Origin of the sequence: Azotobacter chroococcum, assembly GCF_002220155.1 — a bacterium.
Classification (GTDB): Bacteria; Pseudomonadota; Gammaproteobacteria; order Pseudomonadales; family Pseudomonadaceae; genus Azotobacter; species Azotobacter chroococcum.
The window spans coordinates 2,875,290-2,890,166 of the sequence record NZ_CP011835.1 but is presented as its reverse complement, the minus strand read 5'-3'; the positions used below and the strand labels follow the sequence as shown (position 1 = coordinate 2,890,166).

Sequence of the window (14,877 nt, the reverse complement as noted above, 5' to 3'; positions counted from 1 at the left end):
TTTGCCTGCTGCCCGAGCTTGTTGGCCGAAAAAAAACTGCGCCATACTGCCAGACGATTGGGACATGAGTATGACCATGAGCCGCTATCAGATCGTTTTTTCCGGCCAGTTGGTGCACGGAGCCTCTCGGGAGCAGGTGCAGGCCAATCTGGCCAAACTGTTCCGTGCAGATGCCGTACGCATTGCCGCACTGTTTTCCGGCCGGCGCGTATCCCTCAAGGGCAATCTGGCGGCCGAGGAGGCCGAGACGTACCGGACCACCCTGGAGCGGGCCGGTGCCCTGGCGGACATTCTGCCGATGGAGGCGGCGGCGCTGCTTGCTCCAGGGCAAGAAGCCGACCTTCCCGCCAATCGGCCCGAATCTCCCCGCAAGCCTCTCGTGGTGGCGCCGCGGGATCTCTACATGGCGGCCTTCACCGCGGTCGAGGCTCCGGATTTCGGAGTTGCTCCGGCGGGGGCCGACCTGCAGGCGCCGAAGCCCGAAGCGCCGCCGCCGCGTCTGGACCTGAGCGCTCTGAGCCTGGCCCCGGTCGGCAGCGACATGGGACAGGCTCCGGCGCGGCCGGCCGGCTCGCTGCCCGATATCTCCCATCTGCGCCTGGAGACACCCTGATTCCGGGGCGCCTGCACCTCGGTCGGACAGGGGCATGCAATGTTTCCTTGGATCGTCACCGTATACACCCGATGTCGGGGATGGGGAATGGTGGGGTGACGAGTGTACTCAATAGTTAAGAAATATTCTCAAGCATTGGTATTTTGCCGCCTTCGCCAGGAAGGGGACTACCCATCCAGTCCCTGCGCGGCCTGGTGCAGCGCATCCGCGCAGCATTTCTTGAACTTCATTCCGCTGCTGCAGGGACAGGGATCGTTGCGACCCGCCCGCAGCGGGACGGTCGGGTCGATGAAGTACCAGCGGCCGGCATGCCGCACGAAGGCGGAGCGCTCGCGATGGATGTGCCCGCCCGAGACATCCCGCCAGCGTGCGCTGAAGGTGACGAAGGCATGCGCCGACCGCTCGGCGGGCGGCTCGGCCTTTTCCACCTGCAGGCCGAGCCAGGTGCTCTGCAGGCTCCAGGCGCGCATCGCCTCGGCGTCCAGACCCGCCTGCTGGGCCGGCAGGGTGGTCTGCCGCAGATAGTCGATGTCGCCCAGCACGTAGGCGCTGTAGCGCGAGCGCATCAGCCGTTCGGCGCTGGGGGCGGGAGTGCCGGCCAGATACTGGCCGCAACATTCGTCGAGTCGAGCGCCGCTGCCGCAGGGGCAGTCCGGGCTCCGTTCTGGCGTGGAGTTGCCGGTCATCCGTTCACCACCAGTACTTGCCGAAATTTTCCGGGTTGGCCCAGAACTTGGCGTTCAGCCAGTCCGGTATCTGCTTGTAGTCGTAGAGGTCGTAGGTGAACAGCGTGAGGGTCTGTTCGTCACGTCGGAAACGCTCGCTGGCCTGCAGCGCTAGGGCGAAGAAGTCGGTATCCTGCCAGCCGCACGCCGCCAGGTCGACCAGTACCGCGAGGCGGTTGGCGTTCAGGTTGCGAATGCCGCCGAGCAGCTCCAGGCCGGTGCGCCGGGGCAGGTGTTCCAGGCAGTCGACCAGCACGGCCAGCTCGTAGCGCTGGGCAGCGACTTCGGCCGGCAGCGGGCCGGCGGCGCAGTGGGTCACCAGGGCCTCCGGATGCGTGTTGCGGAAGGCCTCGAGGGCGGGCAGGTCGCTGGCGCCGACCAGCAGCAGCCGGTCCGGGGCGTAGCGCTCGAGCAGGGCGGCGAGGGCCTGCTGCGGCGTGCGGGAAGAAAAGCTGTCGGTCATCGAAGATCCTCGATCGGGAGTGCAGCTGGGGTACAAGAGTAAGGCAATCGGCGTTCCGTGCTGGCGGCGACGCCTGACGGATCAGACAAGGATCGCATTACGGGAGCGCGATGAAACTGTTGTTGACTATGGGAAAGGCCCTGAACCTGACGCTGTGGCTGGCGCTTGCCGGCGCTTTCCTGGTGCCGCTGAACAAGCCCTTCGACCTGCTGCTGCCACTCTGCGGAGGGGTGCTGCTGCTCGCCCGGGTGCTCGCAATGATGCTGTCGCGGCGTGGCGCCGAGGCCGTCCCGCCGAGCTGGAGAAGCCGTGTGCAGATACTGCTGTTCGGCATCCTCCATGTGTATGCACCGCCGCAGGACAGTCGGCCTCGGCCATGACTTCGGCGGCCGGGCGTTTCAGAACGTCGGCCGGGCGGCGGCGATGGCGACCAGCGACAGACCGATCAGCAGGTTGAATCCCACCAGCCGGCGGATCCGCCCCAGCGCCGCGCCGCCGGCCGGCCAGTCGCGAAGCTCCACGGCCCTGCGCAACTGCGGCAGTTGCAGCAGCTGCACGCGCAGGAACAGAGCGAGCATCACCAGATACAGGCCCATCATGATGTGCACGTAGGCGGGTGCCGTCCCAAGGCTGGGGAAGCGCAGGTGCAGCAGGCCGATGCCGCTGAGTGGCAGTACTACCACCGCCACCCAGACCCACTGGAAGAAGCGGCGAAATACTTCCGGCCAGAGCTTCAGCCGAGCCGGCGCATCCAGCTCGCTGACCGCGGCGGGACGCAGGATCATCCAGGCGAAAAACATGCCGCCGACCCAGATCAGGGCGGGCAGCACATGCAGGGTGTAGGCGAGGGAATAGGGCGTCATTCGGCAATCTCCGGTGGTGGTCCACGCAACGCGCGCTATCATAGCCGCCGATTTGCATACTGAAAATTTGTCCAGTTTCGATTCGGGAAGCGGAATGCTCAGCGCCGAACTCAAGTCACAGATCCAGGGTGCCTACTCCCGCTTTCTCGAAGCCAAGGGCCTCAAGCCGCGCTACGGGCAGCGCTTGATGATCGCCGAGGTGGCCAGAGTCCTGGGCGCCATCGTCACCGACGACGAAGGCCGGCGCCAGGGCGAGCCGGCGGTGGTCGCGGTGGAGGCCGGCACCGGCACCGGCAAGACCGTGGCCTACAGCCTGGCGGCGATTCCCGCGGCCAAGGCGGCCGGCAAGCGCCTGGTGATCGCCACCGCGACTGTCGCCCTGCAGGAGCAGATCGTCAACAAGGACCTGCCCGACCTGATGCGCAACAGCGGCCTGAGCTTCAGCTTCGCCTTGGCCAAGGGGCGCGGCCGCTACCTGTGCCTGTCCCGGCTCGACCTGCTGCTGCAGGAGGGGCAGGCGCAGAGCGCCACCGCCCAGCTGTTCGAGGAGGAAGGCTTTCGCATCGACGTCGACGAGGCCAGCCAGAAGCTGTTCACCCAGATGATCGAGAAGCTCGCCGGCAACCGCTGGGACGGCGACCGCGATGCCTGGCCGCAGGCCATCGAGGACGACACCTGGTCGCGGCTGACCACCGACCACAGCCAGTGCACCGGCCGGCACTGCCCGAACTTCCAGCAGTGCGCCTTCTACCGGGCGCGCGAGGGCATGACCAAGGTAGACGTGATCGTCACCAACCACGACATGGTGCTCGCCGACCTCGCGCTGGGCGGTGGCGCCGTGCTGCCCGATCCGCGCGAAACCCTCTATGTGTTCGACGAAGGCCACCACCTGCCGGACAAGGCCATCGGCCACTTCGCCCATTTCACCCGCCTGCGCTCCACCGCCGACTGGCTGGGGCAGGTGGAGAAGAACCTGACCCGGCTGCTCGCCCAGCATCCGCTGCCCGGCGAGCTGGGGCGGCTGATCGAGGGCGTGCCGGAGCTGGCTCGCGAGCTGCGCACCCAGCAGCAGTTCATGTTCGCCGCCTGCGAACAGCTCGCCGACTTTCGTGCCGGCGAGGACATGGACGGTCGCGAGCGGCCGCGCCATCGTTTTGTCGGCGGGGTGGTGCCGGAGCACCTGCGCGAACTGGGCCTCGAACTGAAGAAGGGCTTTTCCCGCTTGATGGAGGCTTTCACCCGTCTCACCGAACTGCTCAAGGAGGCCATGGACGGCGAGCCCGGCACGGGCCTGGCCAGCCACCAGGCGGAGGAGTGGTATCCGCTGTTCGGCAGCCTGCTGGCGCGGGCCGAGGGCAACTGGCAGCTGTGGACCGCCTTCACCGCGGAGGACCCGGAGGACAGCCCGCCGATGGCACGCTGGCTGACCTTGGCCGAGGGCGGCGCGCTGCACGACATCGAGGTCGACGCCAGCCCGATCCTCGCCGCCGAGACCCTGCGCCGCCACCTGTGGAGCATCGCCCATGGCGCGCTGGTGACCTCCGCCACCCTGACCGCGCTGAACAGCTTCGACCGCTTCCGCATGCGCGCCGGCCTGCCGAAGAGCGCCGTCAGCGCGGTGGTGCCCAGCCCCTTCGCCCATGCCGAGGCGGGCCTGCTGCGGGTGCCGGACCTCAAGGCCGACCCGCGCGACGTCGCCGCGCACACCGCCGCCATCGTCCGCGAACTGCCGCAGCTGGTGGCGGGCGCGCGCGGGAGCCTGGTGCTGTTCTCCTCGCGCCGGCAGATGCAGGATGTCTTCGACGGCCTCGAGCGCGACTGGCGCAGGCGCGTGCTGATCCAGGGCAACCTGTCCAAGCAGGAAACCCTGAACCGGCACAAGGCGCGGGTCGACGGGGGCGAGCCCAGCGTCTTGTTCGGCCTGGCCAGCTTCGCCGAGGGCGTCGATCTGCCCGGGGCCTACTGCGAACACGTGGTGATCGCCAAGATCCCCTTCGCCGTGCCCGACGATCCGGTGGAGGCGGCGCTGGCCGAGTGGATCGAGGCGCGCGGCGGCAATCCGTTCATGGAGATCGCCGTGCCCGACGCCTCGCTGCGCCTGGTTCAGGCCTGCGGCCGGTTGCTGCGCACCGAGCAGGACCGCGGCACCATCACCCTGCTCGATCGGCGGGTGGTGACCCAGCGCTACGGCAAGGCGATCCTCGATGCGCTGCCGCCGTTTCGCCGGGAGATCGGCTGACGCGGCCGGGATCAGGATCGCCGTGGCAGTCGTCTCCAAAGCTGCATCTCGAGAGCGGTGTGCCACTCCGGGGCTGGGCGAGGCTCAGTCGTTTTTCCGCCGCTCCCGCTCCAGGGCATCGCCGAGCGGGCCTACCCGCGGCCTGATCCCGGCGCGGTGCGCGGCGCGGAAGATGGCATGGCTGGCCAGGGGCGCGCTGGCCAGCAGCACCAGCAGGCCGAGCAGGGCCTCGCCGGCCATCTGGCCGCGGCTGGCGGCAGCGGTGCCGGTCAGGATCAGCACCGTGCCCAGCACCCCGGCCTTGCTCGCCGCATGCATGCGGCTGTAGCTGTCGGGCAGGCGCAGCACGCCGACGGCGCCGAGCAGCGAGATCAGGGCGCCGCCGAGGACCAGCAGCGAGGCCAGCCAGGGCAGGATGTTCACGGTTCCTTCTCCTTCTCGTTGCGCGCTTCGTGTTCTGCCGACTCCTTGCGGAACAGGAAGACGAAGGCGGTGGTGCCGATGAAGGACATCAGGGCCAGCAGCACCGCGACATCGAGCAGCACCGCCTGGACCCGGAACAGGGCGGCCAGCGCCATGCTGGCGACTGCCACCAGCATCAGGGCATCGAGGGCCACCACCCGGTCCGGATGGCTCGGTCCGCGCAGCAGACGGTAGAGGATCAGCAGGGCGCTCGCGACCAGCAACAGGGCGGCCACGGGCAATACCCAGGCAGCGCCGGCCAGTTCGACAATCATCCCGAGCCTCCAGCATCCAGCCAGTGGAGCAGGCGGCGCTCCAGTTCGCGCAGCAGGTGTTCCACGGTCGCCGGGCTGCGGGCATCCAGGGCATGGATGAAGAGGATGCCCTCGGTTTCCTGGTACTCCAGGGCCATGGTGCCAGGGGTCAGGCTCAGCAGGCAGCCGAGCAGGGTGGCCAGACGCGCTTCGGGGCGGCGCAGGGATACGGCTACCACCGCCGGCCCCACCCTGACCTGCCGTGCCAGCACCAGGCTGGCCACATGCAGGCTGGCAAGGAGCACCTGGCCGATGAACCAGACGATGAAGGCGCTTCCCAGCTCCACCCTCCGTGCATGGCGGCGCAAAGGCTGCACAGAAACGGCCAGCCTGCACAGCAGATATAGCAGGACGAAGGCCGCCAGCAGGCCGTGGAAATGGAAGGCGCCGAAGAGTGCGGCAAGGGTGCCGCTCAGCAGAAGGTGGCCCAGGAACATCTAGCGTGCTTCCGTAGTGCGCAAGGGGTGGAAATAGGCCTGGGGGTCGCCCAGTTGGGCGGCGGCGGCGCTGGCATACTCGGCCACCGGCCCGGCTCCCAGGCCGATTGCCACGGTCAGCAGGGTCAGCGCAGCGATGGGCCACCAGTTGCAGCGCTGCGCTCCCGCTGTCTGCAGCGCTGCCTCGCCGTGTGGGTGGGCCTTGAGGAACGCCTCGTTCCAGAGCTTGTTCATCGACAGCAGGGTGAAGATCCCGGTGATCAGCGCAATGGCTGCAGCCCACCAGGCACTGCTCTCCAGGCTGGCCCTGACCAGCAGGAGCTTGGCCCAGAACCCGGAGAGCGGGGGAATGCCGGCCAGCGACAGCGCCGGAATGGCGAACAGCAGGGCCAGTCCGGGATAGCGCGCGTAAAGTCCTCCCATGCCCGCCAGGTGTTCCGAACCGCAGATCCGTGCCGCCAGGCCGCCGATGAAGAATAGGTTGGCCTTCACCACGATGTGATGGATCAGATAGAACACCGCCCCGGCCAGGGCCAGTGGCGTGGCCAGGGCGAGGCCGAGGATCATGTAGCCGATCTGGCTGACGATATGGAAGGACAGGATGCGCCGCACTTCGCTCTGTGCCGCGGCACCCAGCACGCCCACCAGCATGGTGGCGCAGGCGATCCACAGCAGAGCCTCGTGGGCCGGGCCGTATTCGGGCCAGAGCAGGGTCACCAGGCGGATCAGCGCATAGACTCCGACCTTGGTCAGGAGGCCGGCGAACAGCGCCGAGACAGCCATCAGCGGTACGTGATAGGTGGCCGGCAGCCAGCCGAACACCGGGAACAGTGCGGCCTTGATGGCGAACGACAGTAGCATCAGGAACAGCGCGGCGGTGGTGCCCGGAGCCGTCTCTCCGGCGCGTACGATCAGCGCCAGATCGCCCATGTTGAGGGTTCCGGTGCTGGCGTAGACCAGTCCGGCGGCAAGCAGGAACAGCAGGGTGGCGAACAGGTTCAGCGCCATGTAGGTCATGGTGCCCGCCAGGTGCCGCTTGCCGCCGCCCAGGGCCATGAGGGCGAACGAGGCGATCAGCAGCACCTCGAACCAGACATACAGATTGAAGATGTCGGCGGTGATGAAGGCGCCGCAGATTCCGCACAGCAGCCCCTGGACAAACAGGTGGAAGTCGCGGATCACCTGGGGTGGGCAGTCGCGGCCGACGCCATAGACCACGGTGGCCAGGCCGATCGTCCCGCTGATGGCGACCATCGCCGCGGACAGCCGGTCGATCACCAGGCTGATACCGTAGGGCGCCTGCCAGCTGCCCAGTTGCCCGGACAGCACCACATCGCTGGCCGCCAGCCAGACGAGCGTCAGGCCGACCAGCAGCAGCAGGCTGCAGCCGCCGATGCTGAGTCGCGCCACCAGCCGGACCCGTGCCCGCAACAGGATGCCCAGCAGCAGCGTGGCGAGCGGTACCAGCACGGGAGCAACCAGCAGGATATTCATGAGGGCGGCTCCCGCCGGCCGCCGTTGCCGGGTTCCTCTTCCTCCTGGCCGGCCTGCCAGTCCGGCGCCGGCTCTTCGGTGGCGGCACTGACCGCATCGGTGGAGCGGTCCCCGTACAGTTCGCGGGTGCGCTTGAGCAGCGCCAGGGCGAACACGAACAGTCCGAAGCCGATGACGATGGCAGTCAGCACCAGCGCCTGGGGCAAGGGATTCGCCGCCGTCGCGCCGACGCTCGCGAAGGCTGCGCCGTCGCCGGCGAGGCGGCCGGCGGTGAGCACGCCGAGATTGATGCCATTGCCCAGCACGCCGATGCCCAGCACCACACGCTTCAGATTGCGGTCCAGCAGCATCCACAGGCCAAGGCCGGCCAGGCCGCCGGCAGTCAATGCCGCCATCCACTCCATCAGTCCTGGACTCCCGTCAGCTTCTCCTGCATGTGCATGGCCGAGCCGAGCACTGTGAGAAACACGCCGAGGTCGAACAGCAGGGGACTGCCCAGCGGCAAGCCGCCGGGAAACATCCAGAGCCCGTCGAGAAAGGCCTCGCCGGCCAGCAGGCCGAGCAGCCCCGCGCCCGTGGCACAGGCCAGACCGCAGCCGATCAGGCGTGCCGGGCTGACCGGCAGCAGGTGGCGGACCCCGCGGCTGCCGAAGGTCAGGGACAGCAGGATCAGGCTGGAGGCCGCCACCAGAGCGGCGATGAACCCGCCACCCGGCAGGTTGTGGCCACGCCACAGCAGCAGCAGGGCAATGCCCATCAGCAGCAGGGCCAGGGGCGGGAGTCCCTGGCGCAGCAGTACCGAGGCGAACTCCGGCTCACCCCGGCGCCCCCCTGCAGTGCCCGGCCCGCCGGCCAGCAGGGGGGCCGCAGCCAGGGCGGCAAGTGCCACCACGAGGATCTCCCCGAGCGTGTCGTAGGCACGGAAGTCCACCAGGATCACGTTCACCACGTTGTTCCCATGGCCATATGGCTGGCTCTTGGCCAGATACCAGGCGGCCACGTCTCCGGGCAGCGGCAGGCTCGTCACCAGGAGCAGGGCAGTGGTCACGCCCAGGCCGAAGAGTATCGCCACGGCGGCGTGCAGGCGGCGTTTCCAGGGCGAATGTGCGCCGCTTGGCGGCATGGATGGCATCTTGCGGAAGACCAGGGTGAGGAAGATCACGCCAAGGGCTTCGACCATCAGCTGGGTCATGGCCACATCCGGCGCATTGACGGCGGCGAAGAACAGCACCAGGCCCAGACCGCAGGTGGCCAGTGTCGCCACCAGGGTCAGCCGGCCGGGCAGCAGTGCCGTGGCGGCGGCGCCAACCAGAGCCAGCAGGCAGCCAGCCAGGCCCAGCGGCGAGACCGGCGAGAAATCCGCCTCGGCCAGCACTCCACCGACAGACGGCAGGCCGAATGCCAGCAGGGTGCCGAGCGCCGTCATGGCGAGCAGCAGCAGGTGCTGGCGCAGCGAGCCGTGCTGGAAGCGCGCGGCGAGGATTGCGGCGAACAGGAACAGGTGCCTGAGCAGGCGATCCCAGAGCAGGTCACCACTGATGCTCAAGGCCATGTCGGCACGCTCCAGCAGCACCCGCACGCGCTCGCGGGAACGATAGAGCAGCACCCCCAGCAACAGGGTCAGCAGACTGGCCAGCACTGCCGGGGTGATGCCGCCCCAGAGGTACAGTTTGACGTCTACCGGGCTGCGGGCCACCGCCTGCACCGCGGTGTTCACCAGCCAGGTTTCCGGCCAGGTGTTCCAGGCGCCGAGGAGGAAGCCGCCGAGCGCCAGCAGCATCGGCCCCAGCCACATCGACAGCGAAACTTCATGGGGCGTCCTGGGGTAGTCGCCCGGGGGGCCGAGGAAACTGCGGATGAACATCAGGCCGGCGATGGCGAACAGCAGGGCGTTGGTGAGGATCATCGCCAGGGCCACGGCCCAGCCGACCAGGCCCATTTCCATCAGCCCGGCGTACTTGAACTCCTTGGCGATGAAGCCAAAGAATGGCGGCAGTCCGGCATTGGAGAAGGCGGCCAGGGCCATTGCCGCGCCGGTCAGCGGCATGTAGCGGATCAGTCCGCCGAGGCGCGTCAGCTCACGGGTGCCGGTGCCCTGGTCGATGGCGCCCACCACCATGAACAGGGCGCCCTTGTACAGCGAGTGGGCCACCAGATAGAGCACGAAGGCCTGCAGGCCATGGGCGGTATCGGTGCCGATCAGCATGGTCAGCTGACCGAGCACGGTGACCGTGGTGTAGGCCAGCAGTCGCTTGAGGTCGGTCTGGCGGAATGCCAGCAGGGTGCCGAGCACGGCCGTGGTCGTACCCACGGCAATCAGTATCGTTCCCCAGCCAAGGGGGCCGCCGAGCACCGGATTCAGGCGTGCCAGCAGATAGATGCCGGCCTTGACCATGGTCGCGGAATGCAGATAGGCCGATACCGGCGTCGGTGCATTCATGGCGTTGGGTAGCCAGATATGGAAGGGGATCTGCGCCGACTTGGTAAAGCAGCCGAGCAATATCAACAGCATGATCGCCGGCAATAGGGGATGCCCTTCCAGCTGCGCCGCCCTTAGGCTGGAAAACTGCGAGGCTTCGGCGGCGATGCCGAGCAGGACCAACCCGGCGAGCAGGGCCAGGCCGCCGGCGCCGGTGATCAGCAGCGCCTGCAGGGCGGCACGGCGCGACTCCGCCTTCTCGTGCAGGAAGCCGATCAGCAGGAAGGAGGCGATGCTGGTCAGCTCCCAGAACACGAACATCACCACCATGTCATCGGCCAGCACCAGGCCGAGCATCGCCAGCATGAAGGTCAGCAGGTAGGCATGGAAGCGGCCGAGATGCCGGTGGCGGGACAGGTAGGCGCCGGCATAGAGCACGATTAGTGTGCCTATGCCGCTGATCAGCAGGGCGAACAGCAGCGACAGGCCGTCCAGGTACAGGCTGAGCCGAACGCCCAGGGCCGGTACCCAGGAGAGGCTTTCATGCAGTGTCTTGCCGGCGGCCACGGCGGGGATCCGGGAGACGAACCAGCAGAACGCCGCCAGCGGTGCCAGGGCCAACAGCCAGCCGGCACGCTGCTGCAGCTTCCCGGTCAGCCAGGGAGCGGCCAAGGCTGTCAGCGCGATGACGAACAGCAGACAGAACACGGTTTTCTCCTGCTCCGCGGCCTGCGGCACGAGGCGGGCACTGGCCTGACGCAAGCGGCGGGACTGCGCTGGAGCAAAAGACATTCGCGCCAGGGTGTGCGATGAAGGGCTGCCGCCCGGTATTCCATGCCGCTTTTTCCAGCATAGAGAGTCCGCCAGCACATCACCCTTTGTTACGCCAGGGCGTCTGCTTGTCGATGTCCGGTCCCGGCCGAACTGCATGGGCGGATCCCTGTCGCATCCGGTCATGCCCTTGCATGAAGCGTGTTGAAATAGGTCGTTCAGTCAGCGCTTTGGCTTCACCGCGGCAGGGGCGACTGGCATCATGCCAACCTTTATTGTCCACCTCCCGTCCCGCTGGAGAGCGAACTCGATGATCCGTCCGCTGGTTTCCCTGCTGTTCGCCTGTTGTCTGGTACCCCTTTCTGCACAGGCGGCCGATGAGCAGGTGCTGTTCAACTTCGTGCGACCCACCGACGTGGTGCAGGTCAAGGGCGAGGGCGCCTTCCTGCCCGAGCTGACCGCGGAGAGCGTGGCCGGGGGGGAACTGCTCCGGCGGGTCACCTTCAATCCGCAGGAGGGGCCGAGCCTGCGCCTGACCCCGCAGCAGGGCAGCTGGGACTGGTCCAGCGCCGGGGCGGTCAGCCTGCGCATCCAGAATGCCATGGACTGGGCGCTGACCCTGCAGGTGAGCATCGAGAGCGCCGACGGCAAGTTCCTCAAGACGCTCGTCGCGTTGCCGGCCGGTCCGGCACAGACCCTGGTGCTGCCGCTGCACGCCAGCTCGCCCAGGGCGCAGGGCATGCGCGCCGCGCCGCCGATGCCCTGGACCCATGACAACCAGCGCCTGCTCGTGGCGACCAGCCTGGAAGGCGAGATCGATCTCCGCCAGGTGAAGGCGGTGACCCTCTCCCTGGAGAAGCCGGACGTGCAGCAGAGCATCCTGCTCGGCCGCTTCGGCGTGCGCGAGGATCTCGAGCCGCAAGTCTACCGTGGCATCGTCGATGCCTACGGGCAGTACAGCCGGGTCGAGTGGCCGGAAAAGGTCACCAGCGACAAGCAGCTGAAGGCGGCGGCCGAGCAGGAGCAGGCGCAGCTCGGCCGCTGGCTGGCCGAGCGGTCCCAGCTGGACCGCTTCGGCGGCTGGCTGAAGGGCCCGCAGCTGGAGGCCACGGGCTTCTTCCGGGTGGCCAGGCACGAGGGCCGCTGGTATCTGGTGACGCCGGAGGGCCATCCGTTCTTCTCCCTCGGCGTGAACACCGTTTCCTCCGGCAACAGCCGCACCTACATCGAGGGACGCGAGGGGATGTTCCTCGACCTGCCCGGCAAGGACGCCCCGCTGGGCGCCTTCTACGGGGCCGGCGACAGCCGCCAGGCCACCGGCGCCAACGGCGGGCGCCAGTTCGCCCACGGACGCTGGTACGACTTCTACCGGGCGAATCTCTATCGAACCTACGGTCAGAGCTGCACGCCGGCCGGGGCGCAGGTTGCCACCGAGGCGGAGATTGTCGAGCCGGAGCGCGCGCCGCCGGAGGCTCCCGCCGGGGAGGCACCTGCCAGCCCGGCAACTGTCGCGCCGGTCGCCGGGCAGCCCGCCGCTGCACCGCCGTGCGTCACCCAGTTCTTCGACGCCCAGCGCTGGCGCGGGCACACCCTGGAGCGCCTGCAGGCCTGGGGCTTCAACACCCTGGGCAACTGGAGCGATCTTGCCCTGGGGACGATGCGCCGGGTGCCCTACACGATTCCGCTGCTGATCCGCGGCGACTACGCCACCATCTCCACCGGCCACGACTGGTGGGGCGGCATGCCCGACCCCTTCGATCCACGTTTCGCCATGGCCGCCGAGCGCGCCATTGCCATCGCCACGCGCGATCACCGGAACAACCCCTGGGTCGTCGGCTATTTCGCCGACAACGAGCTCAGCTGGGCCGCGCCGGGCACCGATCCGAAGTCCCGCTATGCCCTGGCCTATGGCACCTTGCGGCAGACCACCGACGTGCCGGCCAAGCGCGCCTTCCTCAAGCTGCTGCGCGACCGCTACCGCAACCAGCAGGGCCTCTCCGCCGCCTGGGGCATCGAGCTGCCGGCCTGGGAGCTGATGGAGGACCCGGGATTCGAGGCGCCGCTGCCGAGCCCCGAGCATCCTGCCATCGAGGAGGATCTGCAGCGCTTCCAGCAGCTCTTCGCCGATACCTATTTCAAGACCATCGCCGAGTCGCTGAAATGGCATGCTCCCGATCATCTGCTGCTCGGCGGCCGTTTCGCCATTTCCACCCCCGAGGCGGTCGCCGCCTGTGCCAGGTACTGCGACGTGCTGAGCTTCAACTTCTATACCCGCGAACCTCAGCATGGGTATGACTTCGAAGCCCTGCGCGCGCTGGACAAGCCAGTGCTGGTCAGCGAGTTCCATTTCGGCTCGCGGGATCGTGGTCCGTTCTGGGGCGGTGTGGCCGAGGTGTACAAGGAGGAGGAGCGCGGCCCGGCCTATGCCCACTTCCTCGAGCGCGCCCTGGCCGAGCCGTCGATCGTCGGCGTGCACTGGTTCCAGTACCTCGACCAGCCGGTGACCGGGCGTCTGCTGGACGGCGAGAACGGCCATATCGGCCTGGTCGGCGTCACCGACCGGCCGTTTTCCGGCTTCGTCGAGTCCGTGCGCAAGGCCAACCTGAAGGTGGGGAGCATCCTCGAGTCGGCCGCGGCACCGGCTGCCGGCAAACCGGCGGCCGAAGGCGGCGCTCGGTCCGAGACGCCGGCCAAGGCGCCGTGACCGCGCCACAAAGATTCCGTGCAGGAGTTCACAAAACCCTGTGGCGGCTGGGAGAATGACGAACGGTTGGGCTGCCAGGAGAGACAAGGTGCAGGTTCAAGGCTATTTCGACCTCAAGTTCGAGGCGCTGAAGGAAGCGTTCGCCGCATTGTTCGAGGACGGCCAGACCCGTGGCGCGGCGCTCTGCGTCCAGATCGGCGGGGAAACCGTGGTGGATCTCTGGGCCGGGGTCGCCGACCGGGAGGGCAGCGAGGCCTGGCAGAGCGATACCATCGCCAACCTGTTTTCCTGCACCAAACCCTTCGCCGCGGTCACCGCCCTGCAACTGGTGGAGGAGGGCAAGCTGGATCTCGATGCCCCGGTGGCACGGCTGTGGCCCGAGTTCGCCGCCGCGGGCAAGGCACGCATCACCCTGCGGCAGTTGCTCTGCCACCAGGCGGGACTGCCGGCGATCCGTGCCCCGCTGGCGCCGGAGGCGCTCTACGACTGGCAGGCGATGACCGCGGCGCTGGTTGCCGAGGTCCCCTGGTGGGAGCCGCACGACAAGGGACACGGCTATGCGCCGATCACCTTCGGCTGGCTGGTCGGCGAGCTGCTGCGGCGTGCCGATGGCCGCGAGCCTGGCGACTCGATCGCGGCGCGCATCGCCCGGCCGCTCGGTCTGGATTTCCATGTCGGGCTGGACGACGCCGAATTCCACCGGGTCGCCCATATCGGGCGGGGCAAGGGCAATCTTGGCGACGCCGCCGCCCAGCGCCTGCTCAAGGTCACGATGAGCGAGCCGGAAGCCCTGTCCACCCGCGCCTTTACCAACCCGCCGTCGATCCTGAACAGCAGCAACAAGCCCGAGTGGCGGCGCATGCATCAGCCGGCGGCGAACGGCCATGGCAATGCGCGCTCCCTGGCGGGCTTCTATACCGGGCTGCTCGACGGTCGCCTGCTGCCGGCCGAGCTGCTCAATGAAATGACCCGCGAGCACAGCTGCGGCGAGGACCGCACCCTGCTCACCCCGACCCGCTTCGGCCTCGGCTGCATGCTCGACCAGCCCGCGCTGGCCAATGCCACCTTCGGCCTCGGCCCCAAGGCCTTCGGTCATCCGGGCGCTGGCGGCTCCTGCGGTTTCGCCGACCCCGAGCGCGAACTGGCCTTCGGCTTCGTCACCAACAGCCTGGGGCCCTACATACTGATGGACCCGCGGGCACAGAAGCTGGCGCGCCTGGCGGGAGAATGCCTGGGTTGACACCGCTCGTCTGCCTGTCAAGGCAATGCCTTGCCTGCGGCGAGCTTGCGGCCAGACTCAATTTCTAACCTGAGGCTTGCCAGCGTCATACGACCCGTGACGCCTCATCGTCCCTACCACCTCATCCACGACG

Annotated in this window: 14 protein-coding genes; 5 read left to right on the top strand and 9 right to left on the bottom strand. The window is 68.1% G+C overall.

All coding sequences use genetic code 11. The features are described from left to right. Nucleotides 1–76: 76 nt before the first annotated feature. Nucleotides 77–613 carry a hypothetical protein gene (locus ACG10_RS13300; protein WP_089168585.1) on the top strand — a complete coding sequence of 179 codons (537 nt, stop codon included), beginning with the start codon at nt 77–79 and terminating at the stop codon, nt 611–613. Nucleotides 614–780: 167 nt separating this feature from the next. Here ACG10_RS13300 and ACG10_RS13295 read toward each other — a convergent pair whose 3' ends face one another. Together ACG10_RS13295 and ACG10_RS13290 are read right to left on the bottom strand one after the other, a co-directional pair. Further along, on the bottom strand, nt 781–1,299 hold the full coding sequence (locus tag ACG10_RS13295) for a YchJ family protein (protein WP_089168584.1): 519 nt from the start codon (nt 1,297–1,299) through the stop codon (nt 781–783). Between the two features lie 4 nt (nt 1,300–1,303). Beyond that, a complete protein-coding gene (locus tag ACG10_RS13290; protein WP_089168583.1) occupies nt 1,304–1,801 on the bottom strand; it encodes a DUF6231 family protein in 498 nt (165 codons plus the stop codon). Between the two features lie 128 nt (nt 1,802–1,929). Between ACG10_RS13290 and ACG10_RS13285 the strand changes: the two genes are divergently transcribed. Beyond that, on the top strand, nt 1,930–2,181 hold the full coding sequence (locus ACG10_RS13285; RefSeq protein ID WP_232487274.1) for a DUF1145 domain-containing protein: 252 nt from the start codon (nt 1,930–1,932) through the stop codon (nt 2,179–2,181). Between the two features lie 18 nt (nt 2,182–2,199). On the opposite strand, the gene ACG10_RS13280 is transcribed toward ACG10_RS13285, so the two are convergent. Further along, entirely contained in the window at nt 2,200–2,664 is a 465-nt protein-coding gene (locus ACG10_RS13280) for a CopD family protein (protein ID WP_039803310.1), read from the bottom strand. A 94-nt stretch (nt 2,665–2,758) separates the two neighbouring features. Between ACG10_RS13280 and dinG the strand changes: the two genes are divergently transcribed. Next, a complete protein-coding gene (dinG, locus tag ACG10_RS13275) occupies nt 2,759–4,903 on the top strand; it encodes an ATP-dependent DNA helicase DinG (RefSeq protein WP_039803313.1) in 2,145 nt (714 codons plus the stop codon). Between the two features lie 84 nt (nt 4,904–4,987). Here dinG and mnhG read toward each other — a convergent pair whose 3' ends face one another. The 6 genes from mnhG to mbhE are packed head-to-tail and all read right to left on the bottom strand — an operon-like array spanning nt 4,988 to nt 10,737. Beyond that, nucleotides 4,988–5,326 (bottom strand): monovalent cation/H(+) antiporter subunit G, encoded by a 339-nt coding sequence (mnhG, locus tag ACG10_RS13270; RefSeq protein ID WP_052263883.1) that lies wholly within the window; start codon nt 5,324–5,326, stop codon nt 4,988–4,990. Next, a complete protein-coding gene (locus ACG10_RS13265; protein ID WP_089168581.1) occupies nt 5,323–5,640 on the bottom strand; it encodes a monovalent cation/H+ antiporter complex subunit F in 318 nt (105 codons plus the stop codon). Before ACG10_RS13265 ends, mnhG begins: the two co-directional genes overlap by 4 nt. Further along, nucleotides 5,637–6,116, bottom strand: a complete 480-nt coding sequence (locus tag ACG10_RS13260) for a Na+/H+ antiporter subunit E (protein WP_089168580.1) — start codon at nt 6,114–6,116, stop codon at nt 5,637–5,639. Before ACG10_RS13260 ends, ACG10_RS13265 begins: the two co-directional genes overlap by 4 nt. Next, a complete protein-coding gene (locus tag ACG10_RS13255; RefSeq protein ID WP_089168579.1) occupies nt 6,117–7,610 on the bottom strand; it encodes a proton-conducting transporter transmembrane domain-containing protein in 1,494 nt (497 codons plus the stop codon). Then, a complete protein-coding gene (locus ACG10_RS13250) occupies nt 7,607–8,005 on the bottom strand; it encodes a sodium:proton antiporter (protein ID WP_232487110.1) in 399 nt (132 codons plus the stop codon). Before ACG10_RS13250 ends, ACG10_RS13255 begins: the two co-directional genes overlap by 4 nt. An 8-nt stretch (nt 8,006–8,013) precedes the next feature. Further along, nucleotides 8,014–10,737 carry a hydrogen gas-evolving membrane-bound hydrogenase subunit E gene (gene mbhE, locus ACG10_RS13245; protein ID WP_089169886.1) on the bottom strand — a complete coding sequence of 908 codons (2,724 nt, stop codon included), beginning with the start codon at nt 10,735–10,737 and terminating at the stop codon, nt 8,014–8,016. A gap of 373 nt (nt 10,738–11,110) precedes the next feature. Here mbhE and ACG10_RS13240 point away from each other — a divergent pair, with 373 nt between their 5' ends. Further along, nucleotides 11,111–13,504 (top strand): beta-agarase, encoded by a 2,394-nt coding sequence (locus ACG10_RS13240; RefSeq protein ID WP_089168577.1) that lies wholly within the window; start codon nt 11,111–11,113, stop codon nt 13,502–13,504. 88 nt (nt 13,505–13,592) lie between these two features. Beyond that, nucleotides 13,593–14,744 (top strand): serine hydrolase domain-containing protein, encoded by a 1,152-nt coding sequence (locus ACG10_RS13235; RefSeq protein ID WP_089168576.1) that lies wholly within the window; start codon nt 13,593–13,595, stop codon nt 14,742–14,744. Nucleotides 14,745–14,877 lie beyond the last annotated feature (133 nt).

Bases quoted from the DNA above. Each gene is read 5' to 3' on its own strand.
- ACG10_RS13300 (WP_089168585.1), top strand. From the start codon at position 77: ATGAGCCGCTATCAGATCGTTTTTTCCGGCCAGTTGGTGCACGGAGCC.
- ACG10_RS13295 (WP_089168584.1), bottom strand. From the start codon at position 1,299: ATGACCGGCAACTCCACGCCAGAACGGAGCCCGGACTGCCCCTGCGGC.
- ACG10_RS13290 (WP_089168583.1), bottom strand. From the start codon at position 1,801: ATGACCGACAGCTTTTCTTCCCGCACGCCGCAGCAGGCCCTCGCCGCC.
- ACG10_RS13285 (WP_232487274.1), top strand. From the start codon at position 1,930: ATGGGAAAGGCCCTGAACCTGACGCTGTGGCTGGCGCTTGCCGGCGCT.
- ACG10_RS13280 (WP_039803310.1), bottom strand. From the start codon at position 2,664: ATGACGCCCTATTCCCTCGCCTACACCCTGCATGTGCTGCCCGCCCTG.
- dinG (WP_039803313.1), top strand. From the start codon at position 2,759: ATGCTCAGCGCCGAACTCAAGTCACAGATCCAGGGTGCCTACTCCCGC.
- ACG10_RS13265 (WP_089168581.1), bottom strand. From the start codon at position 5,640: ATGATTGTCGAACTGGCCGGCGCTGCCTGGGTATTGCCCGTGGCCGCC.
- ACG10_RS13260 (WP_089168580.1), bottom strand. From the start codon at position 6,116: ATGTTCCTGGGCCACCTTCTGCTGAGCGGCACCCTTGCCGCACTCTTC.
- ACG10_RS13255 (WP_089168579.1), bottom strand. From the start codon at position 7,610: ATGAATATCCTGCTGGTTGCTCCCGTGCTGGTACCGCTCGCCACGCTG.
- ACG10_RS13250 (WP_232487110.1), bottom strand. From the start codon at position 8,005: ATGGCGGCATTGACTGCCGGCGGCCTGGCCGGCCTTGGCCTGTGGATG.
- ACG10_RS13240 (WP_089168577.1), top strand. From the start codon at position 11,111: ATGATCCGTCCGCTGGTTTCCCTGCTGTTCGCCTGTTGTCTGGTACCC.